Source organism: Lentzea alba (assembly GCF_011067745.1).
GTDB classification, from domain to species: domain Bacteria; phylum Actinomycetota; class Actinomycetes; order Mycobacteriales; family Pseudonocardiaceae; genus Lentzea; species Lentzea alba.
The window spans coordinates 225,019-239,855 of sequence record NZ_JAAMPJ010000006.1; the positions used below are offsets into that span (position 1 = coordinate 225,019).

The following is a 14,837-nucleotide window of genomic DNA, read 5'->3' on the forward strand; positions in this document are numbered from 1 at the left end:
GCCCCCCCCGTCCTCACTCCCGGGGGGGGCCCCACTGCCCCCCCCTGACAACGGGGGGGCCCCCGCGTTGCGTCCGGAACGTCAGCCCTTGGCCATCTCGTAGCGCAGCAGGTCGTTGAACGTGAACGTGCCTGTTGGCTGGTCGTCCTTGCCGAGTAGGTAGAGACGCTTCACGGCGACGAGGATGCCCTCGGCCACGATGTCGCGGAAGCCGGGCGTCGCCAGGCGCGCGCGGTCCTCGGTGTTCGTGAGGTACCCGACCTCGACGCGGACGGCCGTGCAGCGGGTGAGCCGCAGCAGGTCCCACGTCTTGGGGTGCGAACCGCAGTTCGACATCGACGTGCGCGCGGTGACCTCGCGCTGGATGAACCCGGCCAGCGCCTCGCCCACCGTGGACGACGTGCCGTTGCCGGTGCCGTAGTGGAACGTCGCCACGCCCTGCGCGTTCGGCGACGAGTTGCCGTCGGCGTGCAGCGACAGGATCAGATCGGCGCCGGCCTCGTTCGCGAACCGGGCGCGCTCCGCCTCGTCCGGGCAGTTGTCCGGCCCGCGGGTGAGCAGCGCCTCCATGCCGGTGGCGGCCATCTTGCCTTCCAGCCGGCGGGCGAGGTCCAGCATCAGGTCGGCCTCGGACACGCCGTCCACCACCACACCGCGGTCCTGGCCGCCGTGTCCGGGGTCGATGACGATGCGCTTGCCCGACAACCGCGAACCCGCGCTGCGGACCCGTTCCTGCTCGCGCAGCAGCACCGGACGGCCACCGCGGACCTTCGGCTGGAGCTGGCGCAACGCGCGCACGGTGTCCGGGCCGCACATGCCGTCCACGATCAGGCCGTAGTCGCGCTGGAAGTTCTTCAGCGCCTGCTCGGTCTGCTGGCCGAACACGCCGTTGGCGCGACCGGCGTCGTAGCCGAGCTCCAGCAGGCGTTCCTGCAGCATCAGCACGTCGTCGCCGGTGGTCGGCTGCGACATCAGGAACGCGAGCGGACGGTCGCCGAGTGAGAACGTCGCGTCGCGCAGCGCGCGGTAGGTCGCCGGGCCGACGATGCCGTCGATGATCAGCCCCCGCTGCTGCTGGAACGCGCGCACGGCGTGCTCGACCTGCTGGTCGAACACCGGCGGCGCCTGGGGGTCGGTAGGCGGAAGCATTCCGAGCCTGGTCAGGGTCGACCGGATCTCGGCAACATCACTTCCGACGTCCCCGCGGCGGAGCAGCTGCATGCACCCTCGCTCGACTAGGGCGCCGAACCTGGTCGGCGCGTCAGTTGGGAAGCCCTCATTGTGCCCTGCTGCGCTCAGTGATCGATGCAGGGCTACTCACAGTCGTACCGAGATCACGTTCCCGGTACCGAAAAACGAACATGACCCGCCCGTCTTATCGATAGACGGGCGGGTCATGTTGCGCGTTGCAAGAGACTTTCTTAGCTCATGCAACTTTTTGTCAGGCCAGAACGTCCTGCAGGTCGTTGAGCAGCGCGGCCTTGGGCTTCGCGCCGACGATCTGCTTCACCGGACGGCCGCCCTGGAACAGGATCAGCGTCGGCACGGACATGATCTGGTAGTCGCGGGCGATCGACGGGTTGGCGTCGATGTCGACCTTGGCGATGGTGAGCTTCTCGCTGTGCTCAGCGGCGATCTCCTCCAGCACCGGCGCAACCATCTTGCACGGGCCGCACCAGGTCGCCCAGAAGTCGACCAGCACGGGCTTCTCGCTGGTCAGCACGTCGTCCGCGAACGACTTGTCGGTCACCGTGACGGTGGCGCCTGCCATGTTCTCTCCTAGAACTCGAAGAAACTTCAGTTGCTCTTGCCGTAGCCGCCACCGACGGCCTCGGCCGCGATCTCGGCGTGCTCCTCGCCGTGCTCGGCGAGCCACCGCTCCGCGTCGATCGCGGCGCTGCAACCGGAGCCCGCGGCGGTGATGGCCTGGCGGTATTCGTGGTCGACGAGATCGCCGGCGGCGAACACGCCGTCCAGGTTCGTGTAGGAAGTCTTGCCCTTCGTGACGACGTACCCCTCTTCGTCCAGGTCGACCTGACCCTTGACGAGCGCCGAGCGCGGGTCGTGGCCGATCGCCAGGAAGAAGCCGGTGACGGGCAGTTCGGACTCGGCGCCGGTCCGGGTGTCCCTGACCTTGATCGACGAGACCGTGCCGTCACCCAGCACGTCGGTGACCTGCGTGTTCAGCTGCCACTTGATCTTCTCGTTGGCGCGGGCGCGCTCGAGCATGACCTTGGAGGCGCGGAACTCCTCGCGGCGGTGGATCAGCGTGACGGACTTGGCGAAGCGAGTGAGGAACGTCGCTTCCTCCATCGCCGTGTCGCCGCCGCCGACCACCGCGATGTCGTGGTCGCGGAAGAAGAAGCCGTCGCACGTGGCACAGGCCGACACACCGCGGCCGAGCAGCTCCTGCTCGCCGGGGATGTTCAGGTACCGGGCCGCCGCGCCCATCGCGAGGATGACCGCGCGGGCCTCGTACTCGACGCCGTTCGCGACGACCTTCTTGATCTCACCGGTCAGCTCGACGGACTCGACGTCCTCCGCGCGCAGCTCGGCACCGAAGCGCGTCGCCTGCTCGCGCATCTGCTCCATGAGTTCGGGGCCCATGATGCCGTCGCGGAAGCCCGGGTAGTTCTCGACCTCGGTCGTCGTCATCAGGGCGCCGCCGTACTGCGAACCCTCGAAGACCAGGGGCTCCAGCTGCGCGCGTGCCGCGTAGACCGCCGCGGTGTAGCCCGCCGGTCCCGATCCAATGATGATCACGTTGCGCACGCTCACGGCTCTGCAACTCCTCGATCTCGTCGTCTGACTGGCTCAACGGATCGTAGGTGCAGCTAATTCCGTGACTTGAACGACTACCTCTGGCCCACGGTCGTGTCCGCGAGAACGCCCGCCGGCTGGTCCGGCCCGCAGGTGGTGGGGTCCAGCACGACCAGGCGGTATTTCCCGAGACCGGCCGGCAGGATCGCCATCACCGCGTCCTTGCCCTCGAGGTTGATCGGGCTGATGCCGAGCGGGTTGCCCGAACTGGTGATGCCGCCGCCCTTCAGACAGCCGGCCAACCGGTCGGGCGTCTCCAGCGGGCCGTAGTTCTGCGCCTTGAGCACTTCACCGACCGCGGAGCCCAGCTCGTCCCGCTTCAAGCTCAGCGGAGCAGAGACGTTCGAGTTCGTCGTCGGTGCGGGCGCGGCGTCACCGGGGGTGTTCGCCTGTTGTCCACCAGGGGAAACGGCGAACACGACGCCGAACGCGGCCGCGGCGGCCACCAGCACGCCACCGCCGAGGCCTAGCCTGCGGTTGCGGCGCTTGCGGGCCTCGTCCAGCGACACGACGGGTGCGGCCGGACGGGCCTCGGCCGCCAGCGCCGCGTCGATCCGGGCGGCCACGTGGTCCGGCATCGGGATCGGGGGCAACGCCTCCAGGTCCGCCAGCGTCGCGTCCAGCGCCTGCAGGACCTCCCTGGCCTCAGGGTCCGCCTCGACCCTCGGACGCAGCTGTGCGGCGACCTCAGGGGGCAGCACGCCCGCGTGCAGGTCCGCGATGAGGTCCACAGACCACGGCGGACCCATCGGCACGCGCTCCATGCCGGTCATCGGCCCTCCCACTGACGTTGCTCTTGCACATTCACACCGTCAGCTGGGACGTTCGCATCTGCGATTCGGTTCCTGAGGTGCCCGAGAACTTTGGCGAGCTTGGCGCGACCTCGCGCACACCGGCTCTTGACCGTGCCTTCGGCAATGCCCAGGAGCTGCGCCGTTTCCGCGACGGAATAGCCCTCGACGTCGACGAGCACGATGGGCGCCCGCTGCTCCTCCGGCAACTCCATCAACGCCTGCTGCACCATCAGGCTGGTCTCGCGGTCGCTCATCGCGTCACGCGGCGCGACGGGCTCGCCGGGACCGGCCTCGGGCAGCGGCACTGTCGGTCTTGTTTGTCGCCGTCTCATCCGGTCGAGGCACGCGTTGACCACGATCCGGTGAAGCCAGGTGGTGACCTGCGACTCCGCGCGGAACGACGCTGCCGCCCGGAAGGCCGAGATGAACGCCTCCTGGAGGGCGTCCGCCGCCTCTTCGGGATCGCGCAGCGTGCGCAACGCCACCGCCCACATCCGGTCGCGGTGCCGTTTCACCAGCTCCGAGAACGCGTAGGGGTCACCTGCGGCGTGGGCCGAGATGAGATCGGCGTCCGAGCTGGCTGCGGCGGTCACGCAACGCACTTTAGCGAGCGTGATCACAGATCACCCGGACAGGTCTACCCGGAGTGCCCGCGTAGTTCTACTGGGCCCTCGTGTAGAGGATCTCGCGGATCTCCGTCTGGTTCTTGCCGCCGCCGGAGTTCGTCAGCTGCGTGATCCAGATCAGCACGTGCGCGGTCGGATCGTGCTCGTTGAGCTGGATCTGCGTCTGCCCGTCGGACAGGTTCGCGACCCCGATGACCTTGGTCTCCTCCAGCGGCGCGTCGAGCGACGACGCCACCCGGATCTCGACGTGCGTGTCCTTGCTGGGCGAGGTGATCGTGACCGACGCCAGCTTCACCGGCTCGGCGAACGACGCCATCAGCCCGATGCCCGGCTTCATGGCCGGGAACTGCTGGAAATAGTTGTCCGTCCGCCAGAACGTGGTCGCGTTGTTGTCGACCGCCCGGCTCGCCTGGTTCGCGTTGTCCGGCTGGTTCGTCACGTCGTAGACGCCGATCTGGCCCGGCTGCACCGGTCCGGCCGGCGTGGGCACCGGCGCGGACTGGCCGTTCGACCCCGGCTGGTTGATCACCACGGTCGGGCCGCCGCCCTTGGACGGCTCGTCGCTGAAGAACCCGACGATCTGCACGCTCAGCCAGACGATCACGGTCAGCGTGGCGACGGCGAGCACCGCGACGCTGATCCACAGCTTCTTCTTCTGCTGCTTGTCCTGCCGTGGACGCTGTGTCGTCCACACGACCTGGTCGTCGTCGTCATCTCGTTTCGACGACACGGCCGGGATCAGCGAGGTCTGGGCTTCCTCGGCCGCGATCTGGTCGAGGACCTGCAGGATCGCCGCGGACGTGCGGATGCCACCCACCGAGGTGTCTTCCAGCGAACGCACCGCGACGGACGACAGGTCGTGCGGCAGGTACGGGTGCAACGCGTTCGGTGCGACCACGGAGCCATCGGGCCCGGTCGGCGCAACCGGCACGCCCTGCGGACCGCCCGGCAGCGCCCACCGCCCGGTGAGCAGCAGGTACAGGATCGCGCCCAGGCCCTTGACGTCGTCGCGCGCGATCGCGTCCGGCCGAGGACCGGGGAACGCGAGGCGCAGGCGGCCGTCCGAGGTGACCCGGATGCGCTGCGGGTGGTCGGCGCCCAGCACGAGACCGGCGTGGTGCGCGCCCTCGATGGCGGCGCCCAGCGGTTCGAGCAGGCGGGTCGCGGCGCCCGCCGGCAGCGGACCCTCCGCGATGAGGTCCATCAGGTCGGTGCCCTGGGTCCACTCGGCGATGACCATGCCGAGGATGCCCTCGTCCGGGCGGATGCCGGTGCCCGGCGTGAGCACGTCGATCACCCTGGAGACGCCGGGGTGTGTGAACGACGCCGCGTGCATCGCGCGCTCGACGGTCCGGCGGGCACGGGCCGCGGCTTCGTTGTCCGCGAGGTCGCCGAGCAGCACGGTCATCGCGACGTCCCGGTTGAGCTGACCGTCTCTCGCCCGCCACAGTTCGGCGTTGGACCGGGCGTCCGCGCCTGATTTCGCGAGCAGGCGGTATCGGCCGTTGCCGATGACGCCGCCGGGGACAAGGGCGGCGTGAACTCCGCTACTCACGGGCACGAGGGTACGGGAAGACGCTCACGGGCCGGAGTCACCGCCGCCGCACCAAACGGTTGATCTTGTCGATGGCCGGCTTCATCTCGGGTACCCGGAACGCCGCCAAAAGGCCGAACGCGAGCGGCAAACCGATCAAAGTCACCACAATGGTCTCGAACCAGGCGGCCACAACCGGCTTCGAGAACCCGATCAAGTCCAGGAGCAGCGAGTTCACGCCCTTGGCGACCGCGAAGGCCAGCGCGGACGCCACCACCGTGAGACAGACGGTCCAGATGGTGAAGCCGGTGCGCAGCCGCCCGAGGCGGATCCGCAGCCAGACCTGACCGACGACCGCGCCGAAGACGAAGCTGAGCGACATCGCGAGCGACACGCCGACGGCGAGCTGCTCGGGCTGGGACACCGCGAGGAAGAAGTACAGAAGACCGATCCGGACGGCCACGATCAGCGCCTGGATCAACGTCGGCGTGCGCGCGTCCTTCATCGCGTAGAAGACCCGCAGCTGCAGCAACGTGACCGCGTACGGCACCAGACCGAACGCGGACAGCGCGAGCGCCAGGCCGACCGCCGTGCCACCTTCCACGCCCGACTTGCCGAACCCGAACGCGGCGAGGCCGATCGCCACACCGGAAACGGTCATCAGGACGCTGAACGGCATGAGCAGAATCGACGACATGCGGTTGCCGAACAGCAGGTCGCGCACGATCGCGTCGTTGTCGTTGTTCGCCGCCGCCCGGCTCATCTTCGGCATGAGCGCGGTCAGCAGAGAGACGCCGAGGACGCCGTAGGGCACCTGAGCGATCAGCCACTGGAAGTTGAACGCCGCCAGCGCGCCGTCGCCGTGCGTGGCCACCTTGGTCAGCACCGTCATGCTGGCAAAACCGAGGCCGACGTAGAGCAGCACCCAGAAGGCGAGGTTGCCGAACTCGGCGAGCCGGGCGTCCCAGCCGAAGCGCCACTTGAACCGGAAGCCGGTCCTGCGCAGCGCCGGGAACAGCACCAACGCCTGCACCGCCACACCGAGTGCGGTGCCGAGACCGAGCACCAGCACGTGGCTGTCGGTCATGGAGACGGGGTTGAGCGTGATCTCGCCGGGAAGCATCCAGTAGACGCCGAGGACGCAGATCACGACCAGGTTGTTCAGGACCGGAGCCCAGGTGGGCAGGCCGAACACGTGCCGGGCGTTGAGCACGGCGCCGATCAGTGCCGTCAGGCCGTAGAACACGATGCCCGGCAGCACCAGGTAGGCGAACGCCGTGACCAGGTCCCGGTTCGCGTTCGGCGAGTCGGCGATGAACAGCGAGGTGAGCAGCGGCGCGCACGCCACGGCGATCACCGTGCCGACACCGAGGATCGCCGTCCCCATGCTGATCAGCCACTGGGCGTACGACTCGCCGCCGTCGCCGTCCTCCTTCTCGGCACGGACCAGCAGCGGGATCGCCACGCTGGTCAGGATGCCGCCGAGGAGCAACTCGTTGATCATCGTCGGCAGCGTCGAGGCCGCCTGGTACGAGTCGTTGAGGGTGCCGATGCCGAGTGCCGCGACCAGCAGCACCTTGGACAGCAGGCCGGTGACGCGGCTGACGATCGTCGCGATCGCCATCGAGCCACTGGCCCTGGCGACCGACGGCTCCTGCTTCTGCTGCTCTGGTTCGGTGGTCGTGGCTGTCTCGCTCACGCGCTCGACTTCTCCGGTGTCACGTTCTCGATGGACGGTGCGTCACCGCTCTCGCCGTTGCGAGCGCGGACCCGCTTGTAGATGCGCCGCCCGGAAAGCAGGACGAGCGCGATCGCGGCGATCACGGTGATGATCACCGTAATCGTGCCGTAGGCGGACGACGACACCTCCAGCTTGACAGCGTCACCCAGTGCGACGCCCTCGGGAGTGGTCAGCCGGACGTTGACCGGGAACCGGCCGGACCGCAGGACCTCGACCGGCACCCGCACGACGCGCTCACCGCGGGCGGGAAGCACCTGGTCGGCGAGGTCGAGCTTCCTGATGCCGGGCGTGTCGGCCAGCGTGATCCGCACGGTCACCCGGACGTCGAGCTTGTTCGTGATCGTGACCGGGATCGGGCTGTCTCCCGAACCGAGCAGGATCGGGCTGTTCGGCTGGGTGACGGCGACCATGCCGGTCAGCGCGTTGAGCTCGTCCTGGCTGATCTCGACCGCGGACCGGGCGCCCTGCTCGTTGGACCGCCACGCGCCGGACATCGCGCGCAGCAGGCCGAGCCACAGCGGGTCGGCCAGGTCGGCGGGCGACGCGTGCTGGGTGTCCTCCTGCTGCATGGCCGCGACCAGGCCGTTCAGCTCGGCGCTCTGGTTCGTGACGGAGTTCGCGATGATCGCCGAGATCTCCCGCGCACCGGCCTCCGGCGGGTAGGCGACCTTGGCGTTCGTCGTCGACGGGGTGGCGTTGGTGAGCTCCGCGAGCCCGGTCTGGGCCGCGTAACCACCGGCGAGCAGCTTCTGGGCCGCGGTCAGGAACTCGGTCATCTCCGAGATCGGCGCGTTCCACCGGCGCGGCGGCGCGACCAGCACGGTGCGGCCGTCGCCCTGCCAGCCGGCGCGGAACACCAGCACCGCCAGCGCGTTCTGCACGGACACCGGCTGGTTCTCGACCGGCGCGGTCACCCCGGAGAGCGTGCGCGGCCGGGAGTCGCTGCCCTGCAGCGCGTCCGAGACCATCGAGTCGATCTTCACGGCGGTCACCGGGTTCTTGCCGCCGATGCCCACCGGTGCGGTGCCCGGCGCGTCGGTGAGGCCGGTCGGGTCGAGCAGGACCGACTTCATGCCGGGGTACTTCTTGTCCGGCTGCGGCGTGACCAGCTCGTCGAACGTCGACTGGTCCAGCACGCCGTCCTCTGGCCACACGAGGTTCGGCAGCGGCTGCACGGACAGGATGTCCTGGATGAGCTTGGGGCCGTCGGTCACCGCGAGCGTGCGCATCGTGCCGAGCTTCGCCCTGTTCAACGCCACGAGGTCGGCGTCGGCGTACGGCAGCGCGACCACGCAACGGCCGGTGACGGCCATCTTGAGCCGGTCGAGCCACAGCCTCGCCTCGGTCTTGCCCTTGCCCTCCGCGCCACCGCGCACCCGGTACCCGGTGCTCATGGCCTGGACGGTGCGCAGCAGGTCCGGGTCGATGGCGACGCACATGGCCGTGCTCATCGACGAGATCGCCTGCTCGTAGGCCTGCAGCACGCCGTACAGGCGGCCGTTGACCGAGAGCGACGTGGCGAGGTCGTCGTCGATCAGCTCCGACTGCCCCTCACCGCCGAGCCGGACGAGTCGCGGCCGGTCCGAGATCGGCCACAGCACGGTGAGCTTCGCCGGTGCGCCCGACCTGCCTTTCGTCTCGCCACCGGGCACGCCGAGCACGGGCAGCAGCGTGGACAACGCCGCGAGCCTCGCCTGGCCGCCGAAGTCCGGCTTGCCGTTGACGTTGGCGAGAACCGGGTAGATGCCCGGCTGCTCGACCTCGAGCGAGGTGGGTTCGGTCCCCCGCAGCGGCACCTCGAGGGTGAAGTCCGTCTGCTGGCCCGGCTCCAGCGCCTCCGCGATCGGCGTGAACTTGGGCTGGATCGACTCGGCCGCCGCAGGCTCCCGCAACGCCTTGCGCAGGTCGTCCTCGGTGGCGAGCGGCTCGCCGCGCTCCAGGCGCAGGACGATGTCGGAGACCTTGCGGTCACCGATGTTGACGATCTTGCCGGTGATCTTGACCGTGCCCGGCGAGTCGCTGGTCACGAACCTGGGGGTGAGCTGGGCGATGTCGAGCCGCAGGAACTGCGGCGTCTGCTGGCCCGGCTGGGCGGAGAGGGATCTGGTCGCCCACACCTCTGTCGGCGTGGTGAACGGCAGCGCGTCGATCCCGTCCTGCTGTGACTGCTCGACGGCGCCCGCGGGCGGCGCGGCGATCACCAGGAACGTGGCGACAGCGGCTGTGCAGACGAGCTTCCTCAGGCTCACGCCGACTCCACCCCGTCAGGGCAGCGGTCGGCGAGCAGTTCGGCGGCTCGGCGGACCAGGCGGCGCTCGTCGGCATACGCGAGTCGCTCGTCCAGTTCGCCGAGGGGCACCCACGCCACCTCGGTGACCTCCACGTCTTCGTCGGAAAGCTCTCCCCCCAGCGCTTCGAGGAGGAAGTGGTGAACCGTCTTGTGCACCCGGCGGTCGTCCGCGACGAACCAGTAGTCGATCGACCCCAACGGGCGCAGCACCCTGCTATGAATACCGGTCTCCTCGGCGACCTCGCGCACCGCGGTCTGTTCCGCGGTCTCGCCGGCCTCGATGTGACCCTTCGGCAAAGACCACAGCAACCGGCCTCGCCGGTCAAGTCTGCCGATCACCGCCGCCCGTTGCTCACCGTCGAGCACCAGGCCACCCGCCGACGTCTCGTCGACGGTCTTGAGCCTCCTGCCCCGCCGCTTCTTCCGGCGCCCCGGTTTGGGACTCCCGGAACGCGCGGCTGACTGGGGCATACGGCCGATCGTACTTACGAACCTTAAGTACGCTGGTTTCTCGTGTCTCGATCGCTCCAGCAGAATGCGGTGGTGGAACAGCCCGCCATCACACCCGTCGTCGCTGAGCTCGCCGCTCGGTTCGCTGCCGAGGGCAAGCGCCTCTACCTCGTAGGTGGGAGTGTGCGCGACGCCGTGCTGGGACGCCCGACGAACGACTTCGACTTCACCACGGACGCGCGCCCCGCCGAGATCCAGGGCATTTTGTCCGGTTGGTCGGACGCCCAGTGGGACACCGGAATCGCGTTCGGCACGGTCGGCGCCTCGAAGCACGGCGAGATCATCGAGATCACGACCTTCCGCGCGGACGTCTACGACGGTGTCACCCGCAACCCCGAGGTGACCTTCGGCGACAACATCGACGGTGACCTGGTCCGCCGCGACTTCACGGTCAACGCTATGGCGTTCGACGTGGCGGCCCGCGAGTTCGTGGACCCGACCGGAGGCCTGCAGGCGGCCCGCGACGGCGTGCTGGACACACCGGCGACCCCGCAGGAGTCGTTCGGCGACGACCCGCTGCGGATGCTGCGCGCGGCCCGGTTCGTCTCCCAGCTCGGCTTCACCCCGGCGCCGCGGGTGGTCGAGGCGATGCGGTCGATGGCAGGCGAACTCACCCGCATCACGCCGGAGCGCGTGCAGGTGGAGCTCTCCAAGCTCCTGTGCGGGGCGCATCCCCGCCGCGGCATCGAGCTCATGGTCGAGACCGGCCTGGCAGACGTCGTGCTGCCAGAGCTCACGGCCATGAAGCTGGAAATCGACGAACACCATCAGCACAAGGACGTCTTCGACCACTCGCTGGTTGTGCTGGAACAGGCAATCGATCTTGAAGATGTTGATCATTCACCCGATCTGGTGTTGCGGATCGCCGCGCTCCTGCACGACATCGGCAAGCCGGCGACCCGGAAGTTCGAGTCCGGCGGCGGTGTCTCGTTCCACCACCACGAGGTCGTGGGCGCGAAGATGGTCCGCAAGCGCTTGCGGGCGTTGCGGTACTCGAAGGAGATCACCGAGGACGTCGCGAAGCTCGTCTACCTGCACCTCCGCTTCCACGGCTACGGCAACGGCGAGTGGACCGACTCGGCCGTGCGCCGGTACGTGACCGACGCCGGTGACCTGCTGACGCGGTTGCACAAGCTCGTCCGTGCGGACTGCACGACCCGGAACAAGCGCAAGGCGAACCTGCTGCGCCGGACCTACGACTCTCTCGAGGAACGCATCGCGCGCATCGCGGCCGAGGAAGACCTCGCGCGCGTGCGGCCGGACCTCGACGGCAACGAGATCATGAAGCTGCTCGGCCTGCCGCCGGGCCGCGAGGTCGGTGCCGCGTGGAAGTTCCTCAAGGAGCTCAGGCTCGACCGGGGCCCGCTGGACCGTGACGAGGCCGAGGCGGCGTTGCTCGACTGGGCGCGCGAGCAAGGGATCACTCCCCCGGCGCGATGACTCATTGTGAGCGGATGAAATCCCCGCGTTAGCGATCTGACAGCGCGGGGTTGCACCATGGGTGTGCGCTAGGGGAGCGCACGGGGGTGGTGCAGATGTTCACTTGGGGACTTTCCGCAGGTCCGGCGGTACATGACCTGGACGTGCTGACCGACGACCAACGGGCCGTGCTGCGGTGTCTCGCGCGCGGTCACGCAGACCACGAGATCGCGCGCGTGCTCGGCTTCGGGCAACAGCGGGTGGCCGACGAGGTGGCCGACATCCTGCGGCGACTGGACCTACCCGATCGGGTGGCTGCTGTCGTCTTCGCGCACGAGGCCGGGATGTTGCACCTGCCGTTTCCGCGCTAGCAGGAGCAGGAACGCGGCCATGCCGATCAGGTAGAGACAGGCGGCGGCGATCATGAGGCCGTGCGAGCGGCCGTTCAGGGGGACCACCGTCGCCGTGATGGACACCGCGGTGACCTGTGCGATGTTGAACAGGGTGTCGTAGAGGGAGAACACCCTGCCGCGCACTTCGTCGCCGATGTCGTGCTGCACCGCGGTGTCTACGCACAGCTTGACGATCTGACCGGCGAAGATGATGACGAAGGCGGCCATCAGGATGGTCGGCAGCGTCATCGGCAGCCCGAGCCCGATCTGCGCGGCCGCGGACAGCAGCAACGCTCCGCAGACGGTCCGCGTCACGCCGAACCTGTCGACGATCCGGTCGGTTAGGATGCCCGCGAGCAGCACACCGGCGCCACCCGCGACGGCGACCTCGCCGAGCCCGCCGATACCGGCCTTGAGGATGCCGACGTCCTCCAGGCTGTAGCGCATCAGCAGCAGCGTGATCATCAGGCTGATGCCGAACGCCGCCCGGTGCGCCAGCACCGCGGCCAGGGCGGCCGTGACGCTCGGGGTGTGCCAGGTGGCCTTCGCGCCGTCCAGCAGACCTCGCGCGACGGCCTTGAACGCGTTGTGCGGCTCGTCGACCTCGTCCGGCCCGAGCACACCGGCCTTGAACCGGCTGGCGATGAACGCGCTGAGCAGCAGGCCGATCACGGCGATGCTGGTGGTCCACGCCGACCCGCCGTCACCGGCGCCGAGCACCGTGCGGAACCCGATCGCGCAGGCGGCACCGATCACGGCCATGATCGCGCCGGCCGTCGTGGCCAGCGCGTTCGCTTCGACCAGGTGGTCTTCGGGCACGACGTGCGGCAGCGACGCGGAGAGCCCGGATCCGACGAACCGGCCGATGCCCATGACGATGAGCGCGGAGATGTAGAGCGGCAGCCCGCTCAGCCCCGCCCCGACCGCCGCGGCGGTGAGCAGGATGAACACCGCCCGCGTGACGTTCGCCACGACGATGACCTTCTTGCGGTCCCAGCGGTCGAGCAGCGCGCCCGTGAACGGCCCGATGAACGAGTAAGGCAGCAGGAGGACCGCGAACCCGGCCGCGATGGCCGCCGGATCGGCCTGCCGTTCGGGGTTGAAGAGCACGGCACCGGCGAGTCCGGCCTGGAAGAGCCCGTCACCCCACTGGGACGCGAGGCGAGTGGCGAGAAGCCTGCGGTACGCGGGGATGCCGAGGAACCGGCGTGATCCCCAGTGGTGCTTCTCCACCGCAAGCGTTGTCACCGTTGCACTCTATGCGCGTGGTGGTGAAAACCACGAAAGCCGGACCTCGCGGTCCGGCTCCCCTGGATCGGATGCCAGGTCGCCTCACGGCGCGATGCACTACGCGGCTCCAGCCGAACGGTATTCCGCGAAGGCAGTTGTCTGTTGAGCCCGGGGGACACAAAGACATCCGACACTTGAGTCTAACGGGGCGCGGCCCTGAGTTGTTCCGGCGATCACGGGTGATTTCATGGTGACGTGCGTCCCGATGCCGAAGTCGAGCCAGGCTCCCTCTTGGTTGCCGCTCCGAGCCTGAACGACCCGAACTTCACGCGCACCGTCGTCTACATCATCGACCAACGTCCTGAGGGGACTCTCGGCGTCGTGCTGAACCGCCCCTCCGAGGTCGCCGTGCACGACGTGCTGCCGCCGTGGGGCGAGCACGTCACAAAACCGCAGTGCATCTACATCGGCGGCCCGGTCGAGCAGAAGACGGCGCTGTGCCTGGCGGCTCTGAAGGCGGGCACCGATCCGTCCGCAGTGGAGGGCCTGGTCGGCGTGCAGGGCCCGGTGGCGCTGATCGACCTGGACGCGGAGCCGGACGACCTGATGCCGTTGGTGCGCGGCCTGCGGGTGTTCGCGGGCTACAGCGGGTGGGGCGAGGGTCAGCTGGCGAGCGAGATCGATCGTGGCGACTGGATCGTCGTGACCGGACTGGCCGACGACGTGCTCGTCGGTGCGAACGTCGACCTGTGGGGCCGGGTGCTGCGCCGGCAGGGCATGCCGCTGGCGCTGCTGTCCACCTACCCCAAGGACGTCCGCGAGAACTGAGTCAACGTTGATTCACGTGAAACTTCGGGTCACAGCCCGGCGAGCGGGGAGCAACCGCCACCACCGCAGGCGCAGCCACCGCAGCCCTTGGGCTTGACCGGCTCCGGCACCAGCGCCGCCGCCCGGCTGCCCGCGATCCCGCCGGCGAAGGCGATCGTGAGCGCGCCCACCAGTCCGATGATCCCAGCGGTGACGGCCAGGTCGGCCATCACGAACGCCATCGTGCCCGACACGATCGCGACCGCACCGGCCGCGACGTTCGGCACCCCCGCAACGCGGTTGGCCAGGGCGAACGTCTCCTCGTCGCGCAGTGCCGCCGCCGTGCGCACACCGACGAAGCGGTTGCGCCGCAGCTTGCCCTGCAGACCCAGCAGACCGACCGCGTCGAGAGCGACGCCGAGCACACCCAGGACGACCGACAGCACGATGTTCACCCCATGAGGGTAAGACGGATCCGTGGTTCACCTGACAGTCACCCCGGTCTGATGTGCCGCACGCCACCGCCCCGTGCATGCCGCTTGCGGTGCGCTGATACCGTTGAGGACATGAGCACGGCCCGCCTGCTCCTTATCTAGCCGCGACGACCTGATCGGAAGACGGTCGGCGCGGCCGCCCTCCATGCCCATCTGGGCTGGGGGGTTTCGTCATGTCAG

General features: G+C 69.0%; 14 protein-coding genes. 3 read left to right on the top strand and 11 right to left on the bottom strand.

Going from position 1 to position 14,837, the window contains the following annotated elements; all coding sequences use genetic code 11:
- Positions 1–81: 81 nt before the first annotated feature.
- From G7043_RS23165 to G7043_RS23205, 9 genes are all read right to left on the bottom strand, one after another.
- Positions 82–1,221, bottom strand: coding sequence for an N-acetylmuramoyl-L-alanine amidase (locus G7043_RS23165; RefSeq protein WP_166048692.1), 1,140 nt, complete (start codon positions 1,219–1,221; stop codon positions 82–84).
- Positions 1,222–1,441: 220 nt separating this feature from the next.
- Positions 1,442–1,771, bottom strand: coding sequence for a thioredoxin (gene trxA / locus G7043_RS23170; RefSeq protein ID WP_086664891.1), 330 nt, complete (start codon positions 1,769–1,771; stop codon positions 1,442–1,444).
- A gap of 26 nt (positions 1,772–1,797) precedes the next feature.
- Positions 1,798–2,778 (bottom strand): thioredoxin-disulfide reductase, encoded by a 981-nt coding sequence (gene trxB / locus G7043_RS23175; RefSeq protein WP_166048694.1) that lies wholly within the window; start codon positions 2,776–2,778, stop codon positions 1,798–1,800.
- A gap of 77 nt (positions 2,779–2,855) precedes the next feature.
- Positions 2,856–3,593: a hypothetical protein gene (locus G7043_RS23180; protein ID WP_166048696.1), complete on the bottom strand. Its 738-nt coding sequence runs from the start codon at positions 3,591–3,593 to the stop codon at positions 2,856–2,858.
- A complete protein-coding gene (gene sigM / locus G7043_RS23185; RefSeq protein ID WP_166048697.1) occupies positions 3,590–4,207 on the bottom strand; it encodes an RNA polymerase sigma factor SigM in 618 nt (205 codons plus the stop codon). Before sigM ends, G7043_RS23180 begins: the two co-directional genes overlap by 4 nt.
- A gap of 67 nt (positions 4,208–4,274) precedes the next feature.
- Positions 4,275–5,795 carry a protein kinase family protein gene (locus G7043_RS23190; RefSeq protein ID WP_166048699.1) on the bottom strand — a complete coding sequence of 507 codons (1,521 nt, stop codon included), beginning with the start codon at positions 5,793–5,795 and terminating at the stop codon, positions 4,275–4,277.
- Between the two features lie 37 nt (positions 5,796–5,832).
- Positions 5,833–7,473, bottom strand: coding sequence for a murein biosynthesis integral membrane protein MurJ (murJ, locus tag G7043_RS23195; RefSeq protein WP_313888033.1), 1,641 nt, complete (start codon positions 7,471–7,473; stop codon positions 5,833–5,835).
- Positions 7,470–9,764, bottom strand: a complete 2,295-nt coding sequence (locus G7043_RS23200; protein WP_313888034.1) for a DUF6049 family protein — start codon at positions 9,762–9,764, stop codon at positions 7,470–7,472. Before G7043_RS23200 ends, murJ begins: the two co-directional genes overlap by 4 nt.
- Positions 9,761–10,276 carry an NUDIX hydrolase gene (locus tag G7043_RS23205; protein WP_166048701.1) on the bottom strand — a complete coding sequence of 172 codons (516 nt, stop codon included), beginning with the start codon at positions 10,274–10,276 and terminating at the stop codon, positions 9,761–9,763. The genes G7043_RS23200 and G7043_RS23205 overlap by 4 nt, the downstream gene beginning before the upstream one ends.
- 42 nt (positions 10,277–10,318) lie before the next feature.
- Here G7043_RS23205 and G7043_RS23210 point away from each other — a divergent pair, with 42 nt between their 5' ends.
- Together G7043_RS23210 and G7043_RS23215 are read left to right on the top strand one after the other, a co-directional pair.
- Entirely contained in the window at positions 10,319–11,755 is a 1,437-nt protein-coding gene (locus G7043_RS23210; RefSeq protein ID WP_166048703.1) for a CCA tRNA nucleotidyltransferase, read from the top strand.
- A 95-nt stretch (positions 11,756–11,850) separates the two neighbouring features.
- Entirely contained in the window at positions 11,851–12,105 is a 255-nt protein-coding gene (locus G7043_RS23215; protein WP_166048705.1) for a LuxR C-terminal-related transcriptional regulator, read from the top strand.
- Here the strand turns inward: G7043_RS23215 and G7043_RS23220 are convergent.
- A complete protein-coding gene (locus G7043_RS23220; protein ID WP_313888035.1) occupies positions 12,034–13,374 on the bottom strand; it encodes an MFS transporter in 1,341 nt (446 codons plus the stop codon). The two genes, G7043_RS23215 and G7043_RS23220, sit on opposite strands and share 72 nt — an antisense overlap.
- A 237-nt stretch (positions 13,375–13,611) precedes the next feature.
- Here G7043_RS23220 and G7043_RS23225 point away from each other — a divergent pair, with 237 nt between their 5' ends.
- Positions 13,612–14,184: a YqgE/AlgH family protein gene (locus G7043_RS23225; protein ID WP_166048707.1), complete on the top strand. Its 573-nt coding sequence runs from the start codon at positions 13,612–13,614 to the stop codon at positions 14,182–14,184.
- 29 nt (positions 14,185–14,213) lie between these two features.
- Here G7043_RS23225 and G7043_RS23230 read toward each other — a convergent pair whose 3' ends face one another.
- The gene (locus G7043_RS23230; protein WP_313888036.1) at positions 14,214–14,618 is read right to left on the bottom strand and encodes an SdpI family protein; all 405 of its coding nucleotides are present in this window, start codon (positions 14,616–14,618) and stop codon (positions 14,214–14,216) included.
- Positions 14,619–14,837: the final 219 nt, after the last annotated feature.